Consider the following 17,185-nt stretch of genomic DNA (forward strand, 5'->3'; position numbering starts at 1 on the left):
GCGCTCAGCGCTCCAGCATGCCGTGACACAACAGGTTCAAAACCCCGCGCATGTGCAAGGCATGCGCGGCCCTGTCCGGGATTTCCTGCGTTGCCAACCGAATGAACGCCATGTTCGCGTATTGGTTGAACAGGGTTGCCACCACGTCAAGATCGATCGATTCGCGCACTTTTCCCGCTTGCTGGAAATGCAAAAGCAGCGCTTTGGTCTCTTCGATCACGGCCGCGTTCCATGGACTCATCGCCTCGGCCAGCTCACCGGTCAGTAGAAACGGCGCCAGTTCCCGCCACAACGAAGCCGGCATTGCCTGTAGCTGGTAATCGGTCATCAACCCTTCGAACTCGCACAGCGACTCCAGGGGATCGCTGTCCTCGTCCAGATTGGCCCGCGCCTCGCGCATGGCTTGCTCGTCGGGTTGCTTGAGCAAGGCCAGCAGAATCTCCTGCTTGCCGCCGAAATAATTCACCACTGTGGGTGCGGAAACGCCCGCCTGGACCGCGATCTGCTCCAGCGTGGTCGCCGCAAAGCCATTGCTTTTGAACAGCTCAAGCGCCGCCTCGGCAATCACCTGCCGGCGCTGTTCCTTCTGCCGCTCTCTGAGTCCGCTCATGTTGCCTCTGATGATCCTTGCCAATGGCTCTCAGCCTACGGAGATATTTTTTCACCGACAAATATTTTCTTTACAAAAATATTTTTAGATGACAAAACTTTGTCCGTGCAGCGCTGCGACGAACGCACTCACTTGCCCTTTGCTCTGGAGATCCGCCATGTCCGCCGAATTCGATTCGACCCGCAGTACCCGCGATTACCAAGCCGCTGACGCCGCTCACCACATCCACGCGTTCGTCGATCAGAAGGCCCTCAACGAGGAAGGCCCGAGGGTGATGGTCAGCGGTGATCGGCTGGCGTTGTGGGACAACGACGGCAAGCGTTACCTGGACGGCATGTCCGGCCTGTGGTGCACCAACCTCGGTTACGGGCGCAAGGATCTCGCCGCTGCCGCCACCGCGCAGCTGGAACAACTGCCCTACTACAACATGTTCTTCCACACCACTCACCCGGCGGTGATCGAGCTCTCCGAACTGCTCTTCAGCCTGCTGCCCAAGCACTACAGCCACGCGATCTACACCAACTCCGGCTCCGAAGCCAACGAAGTGCTGATCCGCACCGTGCGCAAGTTCTGGCAGGTGATGGGCCAACCCGAGAAGAAAATCATGATCGGCCGCTGGAATGGCTACCACGGCTCGACCCTGGCTGCGACGGCGCTGGGCGGGATGAAATTCATGCACGAAATGGGCGGCAGCATTCCCGATGTCGCGCACATCGATGAGCCTTACTGGTTCGCCCATGAAGGCAACCTCAGCCCGGAAGAATTTGGCTTGCGCGCGGCGCGGCAACTGGAAGAGAAGATTCTCGAACTGGGCGCCGACAAGGTGGCGGCGTTCGTCGCCGAACCGTTTCAGGGTGCGGGCGGCATGATCATTCCGCCGGCGACGTACTGGCCGGAGATCCAGCGTATCTGCCGCCAATATGACGTGTTGCTGTGTGCGGACGAAGTGATTGGCGGTTTCGGCCGCACCGGTGAATGGTTCGCGCATCAGACATTCGGGTTTGAGCCCGACACCCTGTCGATCGCCAAAGGCCTGACCTCCGGCTACATCCCCATGGGTGGCCTGATTCTGTCGCGGCGCATGGCCGAAGCATTGGTCGAGAAAGGCGGCGTGTTTGCCCACGGCCTGACCTACTCCGGCCACCCGGTCGCGGCCGCCGTGGCGATTGCCAACCTCAAGGCCTTGCGTGATGAAGGCGTGGTGACTCAGGTGAAAACCGACACCGGCCCGTACCTGCAAAACTGCCTGCGCGAAGTGTTTGGCAATCACCCGTTGGTGGGTGAGATTCAGGGGGTTGGTCTGGTGGCGGCGTTGCAATTCGCTGAGGACAAAGCGACGCGCAAGCGTTTTGCCAATGAAAACGATATCGCCTGGCGTTGCCGTACGATTGGTTTTGAGGAGGGGGTGATCATTCGGTCGACATTGGGGCGGATGATCATGGCGCCGGCGCTGGTCGCCACGCGTGCGGAGCTGGATGAGCTGATCGACAAGACGCGGATTGCGGTGGATCGGACGGCGCGGGAGTACGGGGTGCTGTGATCGTCTGAGGACGTACCTGTCTTCTGGGAACGCAACAAATCCCTGTGGGAGCTGGCTTGCCAGCGATGGCGATAGTTCAGACACTTCATTATCGAATGGGCTGGCCCCATCGCTGGCAAGCCAGCTCCCACATGGATCTACAGCAGACACGAATTCTGCATACCCCGCAGCCCCCTGTAGGAGTGAGCCTGCTCGCGATGGCGTCGGTCGGGTTGAAAACAGGCAAGAGATCAATCCCGCCGATTACTCCGCACGCTGCTTGGTGTTAAATAGGCGCCAGTCTTAACCTTGTCGCTTATAGCTGTGCAACGAGAACCGATATGAACACCCATTCCAGGATAAACACCCAAATTCAAACAGCGGTGAGCGCATGATCGAAGTCACCGAGGTTTCCATTGCCCAACTGCGTGCCGCCCTTGAGTCCGGGCAGACCACCGCAGTCGAGCTGGTCCAGGCCTATCTGGCCCGTATCGACGCCTACGACGGTGCCGACACAGCAACGGCGTTGAATGCCGTAGTCGTGCGCAACCCTGAAGCGTTGAACGAAGCACAGGCCTCCGATGCCCGTCGCGCCAAAGGCGAAACCCTCGGCCCGCTGGACGGCATTCCTTACACCGCCAAGGACAGCTATCTGGTCAAGGGCCTGACCGCCGCGTCCGGCAGCCCGGCCTTCGCCGATCTGGTCGCCTATCGCGATGCCTTTACCATCGAACGCCTGCGCGCGGCCGGGGCAATTTGCCTGGGCAAGACCAACATGCCACCGATGGCCAATGGCGGCATGCAACGCGGCGTCTACGGTCGCGCTGAAAGTCCTTACAACGCCGATTACCTGACCGCGCCGTTTGCCTCCGGCTCGTCGAACGGTGCCGGCACCGCCACTGCTGCGAGTTTCGCTGCATTCGGTCTGGCGGAAGAAACCTGGTCGAGCGGGCGTGGCCCGGCGTCGAACAATGGCTTGTGCGCCTACACGCCGTCGCGCGGGGTGATCTCGGTGCGCGGCAACTGGCCGCTGACGCCGACCATGGACGTGGTCGTGCCTTACGCGCGGACCATGGCCGACCTGCTCGAAGTCCTCGACATAGTCGTCGCCGAAGACCCAGACACCCGTGGCGACCTCTGGCGCCTGCAACCGTGGGTGCCGATCCCCAGCGTCAGCGAGGTGCGCCCCGCCGCTTACGCCGATCTGGCCGCCGACGCCAAAGCGCTGGCCGGCAAACGTTTCGCGGTACCGCGCATGTTCATCAATGCCGACCCTGAAGCCGGCACCAGCGAAGCACCGGGCATCGGTGGCCCGACCGGCCAGCGCATCACTACCCGTGAGTCGGTGATCGACTTGTGGAAGCAGGCGCGTCAGGCACTCGAAGCTGCCGGTGCCGAAGTCATCGAAACCGATTTCCCGCTGGTCTCCAACTGCGAAGGCGATCGGCCCGGCGCGCCAACCGTGTTCACCCGTGGCCTGGTCTCGAAAGAGTTCCTTCACCATGAGTTATGGGATCTGACCGCTTGGGCGTTCGACGACTTCCTGCAAGCCAACGGCGACCCGAAACTCAATTGTCTGGTCGACGTCGACGGGCCGAAAATCTTCCCGCACGACCCGGGCACCCTGCCCAACCGTGAAGGCGATCTGGCTGCCGGCATGGACGAATACGTGCGCATGGCCGAGCGCGGCATCACGCCGTGGAATGAAATCCCCACCGTACCCGACGGCCTGCGCGGTCTCGAACAGACTCGGCGCATCGACCTCGAAGACTGGATGGACACACTGGGCCTCGACGCCGTGCTGTTCCCGACGGTTGCTGATGTCGGCCCGGCGGACGCCGATGTAAACCCTGAGTCGGCCGACATTGCCTGGAGCAACGGTATCTGGGTGGCCAACGGCAACCTTGCAATCCGCCACCTCGGCGTACCGACCGTGACCGTGCCGATGGGCGTGATGGCCGACATCGGCATGCCGGTCGGTCTGACCTTCGCCGGCCGCGCCTACGACGACTCGAACCTGCTGCGCCTGGCTGCAGCGTTTGAATCGACCGGCAGCAAACGCCAGATCCCGCCACGTACGCCGCCGCTTGCGTAACGCGCTTAAAACTGTAGGAGCGAGCCTGCTCGCGATAGCGGTGTGTCAGCCTGGATAAACTTGACTGACACGCCGCCATCGCTGGCAAGCCAGCTCCCACAGATTTCAGCTCCAGTCACAAAATCCACATTCGACCCAAATCCCTGTAGGAGCAAGCTCGCTCCCACATTTTTTGTGTGATGCCAAGATCGGTGGGTACACCATAGATCCCTGTGGGAGCTGGCTTGCCAGCGATGGCGTCAGCGCATTCACAACCTCATGACCTGACAGCCACAGCAATTCAGCACATCCGCTCAATCCCCCTCCCCGCAATCCCTCGATCATTCATGCCATCTTCATTGCCGCTGGCCACCGACCATGATCGACCGCGCCTCTTCACGCCTCACCCTCCTCGCGCTGCTCTGCGGTCTGAACTCAACCGCCCACGCCAGCGGTTTTTTCGACGATGCCAAAAGCGAAGTGCTCACCCGTAACTTCTACCTGAGCAACGACTATCGCTCGCCCTCACCCTCCGGCAAAAACTACAAACAAGAATGGGCTCAAGGCGTTATCGGCACTTTCTCATCCGGTTTCACACCTGGAACGATCGGTTTCGGCATCGATGCCCACGCCTTCGCCGGGCTGAAACTGGACGGTGGCAAAGGGCATTCCGGGACCGGTCTGCTGCCGGTCGACAGCGAAGGTCGCAGCGAAAATGACTACTCCAGCGCGGGCGGCGCACTCAAGCTGAAAACCTCGCGCACCACCCTCGCCTTCGGTGAAATGACCGTCGAAACCCCGGTGTTCGACACTTCCGACAAACGCTTGCAACCGGAGTACGCCACCGGTTTTCTGCTCAACAGCGCCGAGTTCGATCACCTTAATCTGGTGGCCGGGCATTTCACCGCGTTCAAGAATCAGGACAGCTCATCCGGCAAAGGCGATTTCTACGGCTATGGCGCCAATACCGAGGCCGGTGGGATCAGCTTTCTCGGCGCCGATCTGTTCACCGACAGTCCAGTAGGCGGTGCGTTGTATGCCTCGGAACTCAGCGACACATGGCACCAGTACTACGGCAATCTGCACTTCAAGCAATCGGGCGTACTTCTCGACGCCAACCTCTACCACACCCGCGATACCGGTCGAGCACTGGCCGGCGCGATCGACAACACCGCGTTCAGCCTGTCCGGCAAATACACCTTCGGCCCCCACGCGGTGATGCTCGGCTGGCAACGGATCAATGGCGACACGCCGTTCGACTTCGTCGGTGGCGACTCGATCTACCTCGCCAACTCGATCAAATACGCCGATTTCAACGGCGCCAACGAACGCTCCTGGCAGGCGCGCTACGACCTCGACCTCGGCGCCTTCGGCATCCCCGGCCTGAACTTCATGACCCGCTACGTCAGCGGCAGCCACATCGACGGCACCCACGCGCCAAAGGGCGGCTCCTACAATCCGTTCGACCCTGACGGCGGAAACTACCAGCCGCAGCAAGGCGATGGCGGCAAGCATTGGGAGCGCGATATCGATTTGAAGTACGTCGTGCAGTCGGGCGCGGCAAAGGATCTGTCGGTGCAGGTATCGCATGTCTCGCACCGGGCCAACGAGGCGCAGGCAGGTGATGATATCGACCGGATCTATGTCGTAATCCAGTACCCGCTGGGCTTCTGACTCAACACGTCAACCTTCATGGAATGATTCAATTGTGTGAGTGTCGGTCACACACTGGGTTTACAGGGACAAACCATGTTTGCACCCAGCCGGTTGCCCGATCCTATGCCTTTTAAACTCCGCTGATTAAAAGACACCTGCAGACACGTCTTTGAGGCTACACATCCTGCGCCATTGCCTACAGCTACGCCAGAATCCGCCGGCTTGTGTGCTTTGGGGATCGCGCAGTTGATCATGCTCGGTGAGCTTGCGGTGAATCGGGTGATGGATAATCTGGATGTGCCGCAGTAGCGGGCCTCTATGATCGTTCCCACGCTCCCGCGAGGGAATGCCTCAACGGACGCTCCGCGTTCGGCTTTGGGATGGACGCGGAGCGTCCCGGGCTGCATTCCTTTGCTGTGCGTGGGAACGATCAATCTCTAAGGTTTTTTCAGTTCGACTCGACCTCTCCCAACATTACCATCCGTCGGATTCCAGCCCGCACCTGTCAGATCTGACAGGTGCGCAACCCCAGCAATGCGCTTTCAATCACGCCGTTACCTCACCGAACGGAGCTCGCCACCATGTCCAACCCAACACCGGATGCCCTGAAGCCCCTCTACTTCCCCGCCCTGAACCCGCTCGCCCCAGCGGAAGACTACGATGGCGGCATCCCCATTCGTGCGGTGGAAAACGGCTTGCAAGGCACTGTGCCTGCCTGGCTCTCCATGGAGATCGGCGACCGGGTCGATGTTTTTTGGAACAACGCTACGCAGGAGGTGTGGAGCAAGACCATTCAACATGCTTCCGAACTCAATCGCGATGTGATCTTCACCCTGACCAAGGATTCTGTGCTCGACGGTGACGCCACCAACGTTTACTACAAGATTTCCGGCAAGAACCATCCCGGCGAAGAATCCAGACCCCGCTTGAAGCTGCTGGTCAAACTGACCCGCCCCGGCGGATATGACGACATCCCCGGTGATGACGGCCACTCCGACCTGAATTTTTCCCTCGACCGCTATGAAGTCGACCAGAAATTTTCGGAAACCGACGTGGTGACGATGCGCATCGTTCTCTACCGCCACCTGACCCGCTACGACCGCATCCACGCCCGCTGGGGCAGCCAGCAAGTGATGCATCTGGTCACCCCGGAACAAGCGGCGGATCCGGTGAAAAACCCCATCTACATCACTTTCGATTACGACCTGATCAAGGCCGCCGGCGATGGCTCCGCGGTGGCGGTGGCGTTTCAGGTCGTCGACCGCTGCGGCAACTACCCGGACGAGCGCGCGCCATGGTCAGCCCTGCAGTCGGTGCTGGTGGACATGAACGGTGATCGACTGGACTCGCCACTGGTGCTGGTCAAAGGCCAGCCGACCGATCGCGTGGACCTTGAAACACTGGGTGACGACGACGTCATCGTTCGCGTGTACACGACGGCTAAAGACTTTGCCGTGAACGATGAAGTCGTCCTGACCTGGACCGGCACCCCCGCGCAAGGCCCGCAAATCATCGTCGGCCCGTTATCGAAAACCGTGGAGTTCGTGCCCTTTCAGCTCGACTTTATCATCCCCAACGAAGCCGTACGCGCCATCGCCAAGGGCAGTGCGTCGGTGGGTTTTGTCCGGCGCCGCGAGAATGAGTCCGACCGTCCCTCGAAAAACACCGGCGTCAGCGTCGTGGGCGATATCAGCCGACTGGCCGCGCCTAGCGTCGTCGAGGCACCGGACGGGACGTTGCCAGTCGACACGACGTGGGCGACGGTGAGTGCGCCGTGGTACGTCGGTCGCAACGGCAGTGATCTGCTGAACGTGATCTGGGAAGCGCAGGCGCCTGGCGGCGATACCGTTTACTACGAGGATCCGCGCCAGGTCGGCAACGTAGCGGAAGGCGAGCCCGTTCTGCGTAACGTAAGCAAAACCGAAATTCAGCGTTTCGATGGCTTGAGCGTCAAGGTTTACTACGTCGTCACCAACAGAGACAACCTGCTGCTCAGCGTGCGCGAATCGCTGCCGTTCATGATGCAGGTAGGCGTGCCAATGCCGACCTTTGATCGCCCGGAAGTCGAAGGAGCAGACGCCAATGACGTGCTGGATCCGGACAAGGTGCCGCCGACCGGCGCAACACTGGTCATGCCCTTCCTCGGCACCCAGGACAAAGACCGTGTGACCTACTACTGGCGCGGCTCGGCCAGCGGCGGCAGCACCAGCGATTATCTGGACATGATCCCGGCCACAGTAGGCAAACCGGTGAAGTTCACGGTGGGCAAGGCATACGTGACTGCCAATCGTAACGGCACGGTGACGGCGGATTACAAGATTGAGCGAGGGGGAGAAACGCTGGGGCATTCGCGGGAGTTGAAACTGCGGATCGGGGTGGCACTCGATCTTAAAGATCCCGAGATCAAAGAGGCCCCCAATAACATTCTGCAACCCATCGCCGCCAAAGACACATTGACTGCTGTTGTCCGGGCTTATCCGGACATGATCGGTACTCAGGTGAGCGTGACGTGGACAGGTACGCCGGGAGAGGGCAGCAAAACGGAGGGTCCGGTAAATGTGACCGCGCAGCAGGATATGGAGATCCCCCTGCCCAATTCGCTGGTTGCATTCAACTTGGGTAAAACGGTCAAGGTGATTTACACCGTCATTCGCAATGGTGTGCCGCAAGACTCGGACGAGTTAATCCTGACTGTGTTGCCGATTGCTGATGGTGACAAGAACTTACCGACGCCAAGCATTGATGGTGCGGTGGGCGATGAGCTGGATGTGACACGGCTGGAGGAAGGTGCGCAACTGCGGATTGAAAAATGGATGTTGCAGGCTGTGGGCCAGTGCATCTGGCTTAGTTACAACGGAACTGACAAGAACGGTAACCCCGTAGTAGAGGTGTTCCGCGCAGGTGAGGCGCATCAACAGGCAGAGGGGTTAGTGATGGCAGCACAGGTTGCCTGGTTACGGGAACTTAAGGATGAGACTGAGTTAAAAATTTCGTTCAAGTTGAACTATGACAAGTTATCCAATGCAAGTAATGCGGTCAGTTTTCCAGAGTCGAAATTGACAATACGCAATTCCCAAGTGGGAGGATTTGAAAACTGGGATGATGAACCTGCAAGAAAGCTTCCCTTAAACGTGGTTACAAAATTTAAAAGTGGGTTGGAAATCACCCCTATCATCGAGTATATTCAAGGAACTTTCATTCATATACGGTCTACCTCCCCGCCTGTAATGGGATTGGGTATTTATAAAATGTGCAGGACAAGATTCAAGTTAGCAGAAGACTCTGTCACCAATATTACAATAACTCTTAATACTGTAAAATCGTCCAGCCACAAAATTCGCTTCTATGATCGAGAAATACTCATAGAGGAACTCAGTCTTCCGTACACAGTCTCCTATGAGCCATTTAATTACGAGGCACCAACAGGCAGGCGGTTCAATTTTTTCGAAATCTGGACCGAGGACGAATTATCACCCATTCCGATTGTTTATATTGGTGAATTAAAATGGTTTAACTAGCCCAACAATGGAGAAGTAAACGAGGCTAGACCACAGCATCTAAACCTTTGATCAACGATCGTAGCCTGCGAAAACTCCTAAACAATTTAGTTTAGGAAGCTCCCGCAGGCTGCGATCTTTAGCGCCGGAAGAAACTGGCAGATTGTCACCGCGTGTAGCTTTGCGCCTGCAAGGAATATCGGCAAACTCCGGGAATATGCAGCTGTTGACTGCCCTGCCCTCACTCCCTATCCTCGCGCCCTGTCACGACTCATTCGTGATCGGGTTTGACGGCTCGGCGGTTTTAAGGTGTGCATTGTTCTCCAACTTTGCTGGCGCGCTCGCGTGCTCGAAACAAAGCTAAATGGTGACTGTGTGCGGGGCACTTTCGGGTGCGCCGGGTACCTTAGACCGGTCCGTCAACCTGCACACAGTTGCCACCCATTCGTTTGACGGCGATCTGGTGGCAGCTCTTGATGACTAAGGAGCTACACCGATGACCGATCCAACCACAAAATCCACACCCTTCGCCCCCTGCGACCACGTCGCCCACCACCTCTTCACCGTCCAACCCGACATCCCCCTCCTCGACGCCCTCGAACACGCCTCCGTTTACCTAAACTGTGCCGAAGCCCTCGCCCACCAAGCCCCCACCGCTACCCGCCCGGAACACAGCGGTTCACTGCACTGGGCCAGTCAGCAAATGCTCAGCACCGGCCGCGCACTGGTGCTGGCTTCCGTCGCCGGTTTGCATGCCGCGCAGGCCGGAGGTGAAGCATGAGTTCGCACATTTCGATGACTCACAACGAGGACCGCATCCCGGTTTTATTGATCTCGACTGAAGCCCCGCTGGATGTCTTGCACAGCAGCGCGGCCAGTCGTTTTCTCGCAGTAACGCAGATGATGGAAAGTCTGGCCAGCCTGGATATCTCGTCCGCCAAAGGTGCTGATGTGCAGCAACTGGCCCATGCGGCGGCGATGTTGCTGCGTGATGGCTGTGACGTGATGGATGTGTTGGGCCGGCAGATTCGTTTGCGCGTCTGATAACGGCAAGATCAAATGATCGCAGCCTTCGGCAGCTCCTACTGAGATCGGTGCAGGAGCTGCCGAAGGCTGCGATCATGTGCTTTTTCAGCGAGGTCGAGTCAAACCTCTGAAACACTTTTCAAATAACAATATTTCTCGTTTGATACTAAATCCCGGCCCCACCCTTCGTCTCTGAACAAACGAAATTTTTCCCTCGAAGACAAGGAGTCGGCTGCGATGTTCGCGCCCATTACCCGTTCCATGACCCTCACCCTTGGCCTGTGCAGCGCTGCGTTCAGCGCTGATTTGCTGGCTGAAACCGATGCCGAAAAACCGCCGCAGCCCACTGACGCAGCGCTTGAACTGGCCGCGACGAATGTCAGTGCGCAAGGCCTGGGCACCACCACCGAGAACACCGAGTCCTATACCACCGGCGCCATGAGCACGGCGACGCGCCTGAACCTGTCGATCAAGGAAACCCCGCAATCGGTGTCGGTGATCACCCGGCAGCAGATGGATGATTTCAAGCTCGGTACATTGTCCGAGGCCATGCGCCAGACCACCGGTGTGGTGGTGCAGCATCTGGATTCGGATCGGGTCAGCTATTCATCGCGTGGTTATGCGATCAACAACTTCCAGATTGACGGGATGCTCAACACCTTCGATCGCATGAAGTCCGACTCCGACACCATCATTTACGACCGTATCGAGGTGGTGCGCGGTGCCACCGGGCTGACCACGGGTGCGGGTGATCCGTCGGCGACGATCAACATGGTGCGCAAGCGTCCGACCGCGCAGTGGCAGGCGCTGGCCGGGGTCAGTGGTGGCAGCTATGACAATTATTACAGCTACGTCGATGTCGGCGGGCCGCTGGCGTTCGACGGACGCTTGCGCGGGCGCACGGTGTTGGCCTATCGCGACAACCAGTCGATCAAAGACAAATACGCGCTACAGCGGGAGGTCGGTTATGGCGTGCTCGAAGCCGACCTGACCGACTCTACCGTGCTGGCGGTCGGTTACGACTATCAGAACAAACATGTGCAAGGCTCGTCCTGGGGCACCGTGCCCTACTGGAATGCCGATGGCAGCAAGGCCGGTCTGGGGCGCTCGACCAACATGGCGACGTCGTGGAGTTCCTGGCCGCTGCAGGACAAAACCGCGTTTGCCACCCTCGATCAGCAACTGGCCGGCGGCTGGCGCCTGAAAGCTGCGTACACCCACCGCGACAGCGCGAGCGACGGCAAGGTGTATTACGGCGGTGGCGGTTTCCCCGAGGCCGACCGCAGCGGCATGCTCGCTTACACCTCGCACATGATCGGCACGCAGAAAATGCAGGCGTATGACTTCAATGTCTCCGGCCCCTACTCGCTGCTCGGCCGTGAGCACGAAATGATGTTCGGCTATGGCGAGGCCGAACGCCGCTCGAACTCGCCGTACACCATTGCCGGCGCACAACCCAGCGATTACGGAAAAATCCGCGACTGGAAGTACATGGGTGATATCGCCAAATTCAGCGACACCGTCACCGACCTCACCGGCTCCAAGGACGATACCCGGCAGAAAGCCGGCTACATCGCCACGCGCCTGAGCCTGGCTGATGATCTGCACGCCGTGCTCGGCAGCCGATACGGCAGCTGGGAAGCGTCCAGCACCAGCAACCGTTACGACGCCAGCCGGCAACTGACCAAGGTCGATTACACCAGCCAGAAACAGAACGACGTCTGGACGCCTTACGCCGGCCTGCTGTACGACTTGACCCCGGAGTACACGGCATACGTGAGTTACACCGACATCTTCAAACCCCAGGGCAACCGCGACAAGAACCGCAAATACATCGACCCCGTTGTCGGCAAAAACTATGAAGTGGGCGTCAAGGGCAGTTTGCTCGAGGAACGCCTGAACCTGTCCACGGCGCTGTTCTGGAGCAAGCAGGACAACGTCGCCGAACTCGATAACTCGGTACCGGCGGATCCGGTGACCCGTGAGCAGTTCTACAAATCCGGCGGCAAGGGCAACAAGGTCAACGGCTTTGAAGCTGAAGTGTCCGGGGAAATCCTTCAGGGCTGGAACATGACCGCCGGTTACACCTATACCCACTCGGTCGACGGCGACAGCGAGCGCACCAACACCAGTGAGCCGATGAATCTGCTGCGCGTCTCCACCGCGTACCGTTTACCGGGCGAATGGCAGGCGCTGACCGTAGGCGGTGCGGTGAACTGGCAGAGCGATGTGTATGGCACGTCGAGCCGACCGGTCGGCGGCGACACTCAGGAGGCACGCATCAACCAGAGCGCCTACACCGTGGTCAACCTGATGTCGCGCTATGCGTTTGATCGACACCTGTCGGCGTCGCTGAACGTCAACAACCTGTTCGACAAGAAGTATTACGACAACGTCGGCTTCTATAACGGTGTGTACTGGGGTGACCCGCGCACCGTCACCCTGAGTCTCGACTGGAAGCTCTGACCCCCGCCTATCGGGCGCAGCGCACCTACGCTTGATGTGCGCCGCGTCTGTCTGATACCGCCCCGCAACATGCTGCAAAACCTACACTGAACGGGCGTTAACCCGGTGTTAATTCACGCCACCCAGACTCTCTTCCGAGATCTGCTTCATGGACGAACGGCTCCCACTTGTTCAGTAGGAGGCACCATGAAAATCACTACCGTAATCCTTGCCGGGCTGTTTGCCCTGGGTTCTGCCAGCGTCTTTGCCGAGGGCGGCGCTGAGCGTATGCGTTATTACTACGATAACTTCCCGGTTCACCACGCCCAGAGCGCGCAGCAGAGCGACGCCAACGCGAAAGAAATTCGCGTTCCCGCCGACCAGACGGCGCAAGTGACCGAGTCCTATCGCGACTGAGATTGACCGAGCAACCGATGGACCTTCCGTGGCTCCGCTCTGGCCCGGAAGAAGACAGTTTGGCGCCCTGATTGGGGCGCCTTTTTTTATGGGCATTGAGCGGGGTGTTCGACCTTATGCTGTCGCGAGTTCGCAGATTGGGTTGGGTCAGCAAGATCCCCCCTCACCCCAGCCCTCTCCCCAAAGGGGCGAGGGGGAAAGGGAGCCGATTTTCATGCTTTTCAAAACCTACGTTTGGCTCGATGTTTCAGGTCGGCGTACCTTGCCCAAACACCTCGGTCAGTCCCCTCGCCCTCTGGGCGGTCCGACGTTTCGGGAGGGTTAGGGTTAGGGTTAGGGTTAGGGTTAGGGTTAGGGGCTTCTAGGCTTGGAGGTTTTTGATCCAGAACAGCATCTGCCCATGATCCGGGTCGAACATGCCCGGCGCGAAGCCGAACTTGCGGTAAGACCCCTGGGCCACAGCGTTGCCCTCCAGCACTTCAAGGGTGATTTTGCAGCAACCGCGCTGGCGAGAGATCTCCTCGACTTTCTGCAGCATTTTCTGACTCAGACCGAGGCCGCGGAATTTGCCCACCACCGCCACGTCATGGACATTGACCAACGGTTTGCAGGCAAACGTGGAGAACCCTTCAAAGCAGTTCACCAGCCCCGCCGGCTCGCCCCCGACAAAGGCCAGCACGCTGAACGCATGCGGGCGTCGGGCCAGCTCTTCGGGGAGCCGACGCAACAGGTCAGGGTCGAGCGAATGACCGCCGCCCATCGGGTCTTCTGCGTAATGATTGAGCACGATACCGATGGCCTCGGCGTGCGTTGGATTGCTGTAGCTGGCTTGAAGCACAAGAATCTCTGCGGAATCCATTTCCATCCCCGAACACACAAAAGCCCCGGCGCGCAAAGTGCGCACTGAAAGGCTGTCTGACCTTAGCGCGGGGGTGATCGAGCGGGCAACCCGCAAATGCAAAAGATCAAAAGATCGTCCGATCGCGGCCCCAGATCAACTCTTCAGTCCAGCCCAGTTCGGCGAAGTCTTCGGCGCGCAGGCCGCTCTCGCCGGCACAGAAAAACTCATCCAGTTGCGGCGGCTTGACCACTGTGTCGCTGAGCATCGCATGCACCTGGCCTCGGTGATGAATCTGGTGTTCAAACAGGTGCGACAGCATGCGCAAACGGCTGTCGTGCTGCGGCGTGTCGCGGGCAATGGTGACAATCCGGGCCAGATCGTCATCGCGCAGTTGCTCGCAATAGGCAATCAGCCGTCGATCAACATGCGCCTGCTCATCGCGCAGTTGCGGGCCGTCGGTAAATGGCTCGTCCGCATTGAAAAACACATAGCAGTCGGGATGCGGCTCAGCCCCGCGCAGCTCGCGTTCCAGTGCATCGACGTAGAACCAGTCGCAGGTGAGGATGTGATTGAGAGTCAGACGAATGCTCGGGAAGAAACTCGCCCTGGGGGCGGCCAGATCTGCCGCACCGAGCTGGCACCAGGCCTTGGCCAGACGATGATTGGCCCAAGCATTCTGGTAGGCCATGGTCAGCAAATGATGGGAAAGCGGTTGGCTCATGTCGGCGCCCTCTTCACTCACGTTTCGGCAAAGCGCTGCAGTTGCATTTCCTGCAAGCGACTGAGAGTGCGGCGGAACGGGAATTCCAGATAACCCTCGGTGTACAGCGCGTCCATTGGTACTTGCGCCTCGATGTACAGCGGCACTTTACGGTCATAGCACTCGTCGACCAGCGCGATGAAACGCCGCACACCGTCATCGTGAACCGACAATTGCGGCAGCTCGCGATCACCGGCCACCACCCGCTGCGCGCCATCTTCGGTGCCGCGCGCGATGCGCCCTTCACGTTTCTGTGCGCTGAGGTTCGGCACCTCGCTCAACAGAATAGCCGTGTAGCGATCGCACAGCGCGATGAAATCCATGGCGGCGAACGGCTGCTCGCAAAGATCCGCATAGCGACACCACAACACCGATTCGCTGGCCTGCACGACGTTCAACTGACGATGACCGACCGACACGGGTTCGGTGCTGGCTGGCTGTCCGGCGGTCAACGCCTGAAAGACTTCGTCCAGCGCGCTGACCGGCGACGTGATCACAAAGTAGCGTTGCAGGCCGGCCCCTGGATGCAAGCGGTGATCCTCGGCGCCATTCACCGCCACCACCTGCATATGCGCCTTGATCGCGGCAATTGCCGGTACGAAGCGATCGCGGTTGAAGCCATCGGCGTACAGATCATCCGGCGGCAGATTGGAGGTGCAAACGATGACCACGCCTTCGTCGAACATCACCTGAAACAGCCGACCGAGAATGATCGCGTCGCCGATGTCGTTGACGAACAGCTCATCGAAGCACAGCACCCGCACCTCCGCCGCCAGCTCTTTGGCCAGCGCGCGCAACGGATCGGCAATCCCGGTCAACTGGAACGAGCGCTGATGCACCCAGCCCATGAAGTGATGAAAGTGTTGGCGTCGCGCCGGTACGCGCAGGCTCTGATAGAACTGATCCATCAGCCAGGTCTTGCCGCGCCCGACCGGCCCCCACAAGTAAACGCCGGTGACCGAACGGGCACCGGCGTGCAGGGCTTCATGGCATTTTTGCAGCGCCCAGACCGCGTGTTCCTGGGCTTCGTCCTGGACAAAGCCCTTGTGTTGAACGGCGTGTTGCCAGGCGCTGAGGGGAGTGTCGAAAGTCATGCGCGGCAGTATGCCACGATGCTTACAGGGAAATATCCAGGCGGGCGATTTTGCCCTGTTCGTTCAAGCGAAACGTATAGCGCAACTGGGCCGGGCTGCCGGGGAATGTCCCGGAAATCAGCCCGTGCACCAGTACCTTGCCGGTGCGCTGCTGGACGTCGAGCACTTCGACCCGCGGCTGATAGCGTTGCCCGGTGTCTTGCATCCATTGCGCGATGGCTTGCGGGCCGACCTGATGCTGGCCCTCGTCGAACACGTTGGCATCCTCGGCAAAAAAACTGCCGACCCGCGAGGTGTCGCGTGCGTTGGCCGCATCGATATACGCAGCGATCGCCGGGGCCAGTGTAGAGACAGGATGTGACATGGTTGCAGCTCCTTTTTTGTTTGGTTCTGCGACCATCCTAAATCAGCGCTGCGTCAGTTTTTGTCAGGAGTGAAGCGCCCACTTTCGTCCAGCTGCATCTGCTCGCGCCAGGTGCGTAACAGGTCGCTGCGCCGCCCCGGATAACTGTCGCCCTGGCGGCTAGCGGCGCTGATGCGGTCGGTGCGAAAAGTGCGGTAGGCGCTGCGCAATTCGCACCACGCGACGATGATCCGCACCTCATTGAGGAAGCCCAGCGCCAAGGGCCAGATCAGCCGCTGACTGGGCACCTGTTGCGCGTCGGCGTAATCGATGTGCAGTTTGGCCTGATCGCGGATAGCGTGGCGGAACACGTTCAACGGCACGGCGTTTTGTGGAAAACCATAACCCGGCGGGCCCGGCATCACGGTGGGATTACGCAGCGCTTCCTGCGCTTGCGGATCGAGCACTGCGGCAATTTTCGCCAGCGCATCCGCCGCTGCTTTGCCGAGAACTTCATCACCGCGCTGATCGACATAACGCAAGCCGAGGACGATGGCTTCGGTCTCGTCGGCGTTGAGCATCAGCGGCGGCAAAAACAGGCCGCTGCGCAGCACATAACCGATCCCGGCTTCACCATGGATCGGCGCGCCGAGGGCGGTCAGCTCAGCAATATCGCGATAGAGCGTGCGCTCGGACACTTCCAGCTCGGCGGCCAGCGTTGCCGCCGTCACCGGGCGCTTTTTGCCGCGCAGCACTTGCAGCAAAGTCAAAAGACGAGTGGTACGCGACACGATGGTCAGGCTCAACTGGGAAAGTGGTCGCAGCTTAGCAGAGGCTGGTGTCAGAAAATGGCAGGAGCCGGAAGACGCTAATGGCGGGCATGACCGCTGAGCGGCAAACGTC

The 17,185-nt window shown here is 59.5% G+C and carries 14 protein-coding genes; 8 read left to right on the forward strand and 6 right to left on the reverse strand.

The genetic code is table 11. The features are described from left to right. Positions 1-4 precede the first annotated feature (4 nt). A complete protein-coding gene (locus ACM6IN_RS28940; RefSeq protein ID WP_414917190.1) occupies positions 5-610 on the reverse strand; it encodes a TetR/AcrR family transcriptional regulator in 606 nt (201 codons plus the stop codon). Positions 611-767: 157 nt separating this feature from the next. On the opposite strand from ACM6IN_RS28940, the gene ACM6IN_RS28945 reads away from it, so the two are divergent. The 8 genes from ACM6IN_RS28945 to ACM6IN_RS28980 all read left to right on the forward strand — a co-directional run bounded on the left by ACM6IN_RS28945 (position 768) and on the right by ACM6IN_RS28980 (position 13,244). Next, a complete protein-coding gene (locus tag ACM6IN_RS28945; RefSeq protein ID WP_414917191.1) occupies positions 768-2,150 on the forward strand; it encodes an aspartate aminotransferase family protein in 1,383 nt (460 codons plus the stop codon). Between the two features lie 370 nt (positions 2,151-2,520). Continuing rightward, positions 2,521-4,224, forward strand: a complete 1,704-nt coding sequence (locus ACM6IN_RS28950; RefSeq protein WP_414917192.1) for an amidase — start codon at positions 2,521-2,523, stop codon at positions 4,222-4,224. Between the two features lie 357 nt (positions 4,225-4,581). Next, positions 4,582-5,877 (forward strand): OprD family porin, encoded by a 1,296-nt coding sequence (locus tag ACM6IN_RS28955; RefSeq protein ID WP_414917193.1) that lies wholly within the window; start codon positions 4,582-4,584, stop codon positions 5,875-5,877. A 563-nt stretch (positions 5,878-6,440) separates the two neighbouring features. Then, complete coding sequence (locus ACM6IN_RS28960; RefSeq protein WP_414917194.1) at positions 6,441-9,377, forward strand: hypothetical protein; 2,937 nt, start codon at positions 6,441-6,443, stop codon at positions 9,375-9,377. Between the two features lie 475 nt (positions 9,378-9,852). Further along, positions 9,853-10,137 carry a DUF3077 domain-containing protein gene (locus tag ACM6IN_RS28965; RefSeq protein WP_414917195.1) on the forward strand — a complete coding sequence of 95 codons (285 nt, stop codon included), beginning with the start codon at positions 9,853-9,855 and terminating at the stop codon, positions 10,135-10,137. Then, positions 10,134-10,400 (forward strand): short-chain dehydrogenase, encoded by a 267-nt coding sequence (locus tag ACM6IN_RS28970; RefSeq protein WP_116030408.1) that lies wholly within the window; start codon positions 10,134-10,136, stop codon positions 10,398-10,400. Before ACM6IN_RS28965 ends, ACM6IN_RS28970 begins: the two co-directional genes overlap by 4 nt. A 219-nt stretch (positions 10,401-10,619) precedes the next feature. Beyond that, entirely contained in the window at positions 10,620-12,848 is a 2,229-nt protein-coding gene (locus ACM6IN_RS28975) for a TonB-dependent siderophore receptor (protein ID WP_414917196.1), read from the forward strand. A 186-nt stretch (positions 12,849-13,034) separates the two neighbouring features. Then, on the forward strand, positions 13,035-13,244 hold the full coding sequence (locus ACM6IN_RS28980; protein WP_123375311.1) for a hypothetical protein: 210 nt from the start codon (positions 13,035-13,037) through the stop codon (positions 13,242-13,244). A 361-nt stretch (positions 13,245-13,605) separates the two neighbouring features. Here ACM6IN_RS28980 and ACM6IN_RS28985 read toward each other — a convergent pair whose 3' ends face one another. From ACM6IN_RS28985 to ACM6IN_RS29005, 5 genes are all read right to left on the reverse strand, one after another. Beyond that, positions 13,606-14,103: a GNAT family N-acetyltransferase gene (locus tag ACM6IN_RS28985; protein ID WP_007913340.1), complete on the reverse strand. Its 498-nt coding sequence runs from the start codon at positions 14,101-14,103 to the stop codon at positions 13,606-13,608. A 106-nt stretch (positions 14,104-14,209) separates the two neighbouring features. Then, positions 14,210-14,806 (reverse strand): DinB family protein, encoded by a 597-nt coding sequence (locus ACM6IN_RS28990; protein ID WP_414917197.1) that lies wholly within the window; start codon positions 14,804-14,806, stop codon positions 14,210-14,212. 17 nt (positions 14,807-14,823) lie between these two features. Beyond that, positions 14,824-15,939, reverse strand: a complete 1,116-nt coding sequence (gene zapE, locus ACM6IN_RS28995) for a cell division protein ZapE (RefSeq protein ID WP_007917390.1) — start codon at positions 15,937-15,939, stop codon at positions 14,824-14,826. Between the two features lie 22 nt (positions 15,940-15,961). After that, the gene (locus ACM6IN_RS29000; RefSeq protein WP_007917392.1) at positions 15,962-16,303 is read right to left on the reverse strand and encodes a nuclear transport factor 2 family protein; all 342 of its coding nucleotides are present in this window, start codon (positions 16,301-16,303) and stop codon (positions 15,962-15,964) included. Between the two features lie 53 nt (positions 16,304-16,356). Next, positions 16,357-17,073 (reverse strand): helix-turn-helix transcriptional regulator, encoded by a 717-nt coding sequence (locus ACM6IN_RS29005; protein ID WP_007917394.1) that lies wholly within the window; start codon positions 17,071-17,073, stop codon positions 16,357-16,359. Between the last annotated feature and the right edge of the window lie 112 nt (positions 17,074-17,185).

Source organism: Pseudomonas sp. IT-P395, assembly GCF_949767675.1.
Classification (GTDB): Bacteria; Pseudomonadota; Gammaproteobacteria; order Pseudomonadales; family Pseudomonadaceae; genus Aquipseudomonas.

Bases quoted from the DNA above. Each gene is read 5' to 3' on its own strand.
- ACM6IN_RS28970 (WP_116030408.1), top strand. From the start codon at position 10,134: ATGAGTTCGCACATTTCGATGACTCACAACGAGGACCGCATCCCGGTT.
- ACM6IN_RS28975 (WP_414917196.1), top strand. From the start codon at position 10,620: ATGTTCGCGCCCATTACCCGTTCCATGACCCTCACCCTTGGCCTGTGC.
- ACM6IN_RS28960 (WP_414917194.1), top strand. From the start codon at position 6,441: ATGTCCAACCCAACACCGGATGCCCTGAAGCCCCTCTACTTCCCCGCC.
- ACM6IN_RS28945 (WP_414917191.1), top strand. From the start codon at position 768: ATGTCCGCCGAATTCGATTCGACCCGCAGTACCCGCGATTACCAAGCC.
- ACM6IN_RS28955 (WP_414917193.1), top strand. From the start codon at position 4,582: ATGATCGACCGCGCCTCTTCACGCCTCACCCTCCTCGCGCTGCTCTGC.
- ACM6IN_RS28990 (WP_414917197.1), bottom strand. From the start codon at position 14,806: ATGAGCCAACCGCTTTCCCATCATTTGCTGACCATGGCCTACCAGAAT.
- ACM6IN_RS28950 (WP_414917192.1), top strand. From the start codon at position 2,521: ATGATCGAAGTCACCGAGGTTTCCATTGCCCAACTGCGTGCCGCCCTT.
- ACM6IN_RS28940 (WP_414917190.1), bottom strand. From the start codon at position 610: ATGAGCGGACTCAGAGAGCGGCAGAAGGAACAGCGCCGGCAGGTGATT.
- ACM6IN_RS28980 (WP_123375311.1), top strand. From the start codon at position 13,035: ATGAAAATCACTACCGTAATCCTTGCCGGGCTGTTTGCCCTGGGTTCT.
- ACM6IN_RS28985 (WP_007913340.1), bottom strand. From the start codon at position 14,103: ATGGATTCCGCAGAGATTCTTGTGCTTCAAGCCAGCTACAGCAATCCA.
- zapE (WP_007917390.1), bottom strand. From the start codon at position 15,939: ATGACTTTCGACACTCCCCTCAGCGCCTGGCAACACGCCGTTCAACAC.
- ACM6IN_RS29000 (WP_007917392.1), bottom strand. From the start codon at position 16,303: ATGTCACATCCTGTCTCTACACTGGCCCCGGCGATCGCTGCGTATATC.
- ACM6IN_RS28965 (WP_414917195.1), top strand. From the start codon at position 9,853: ATGACCGATCCAACCACAAAATCCACACCCTTCGCCCCCTGCGACCAC.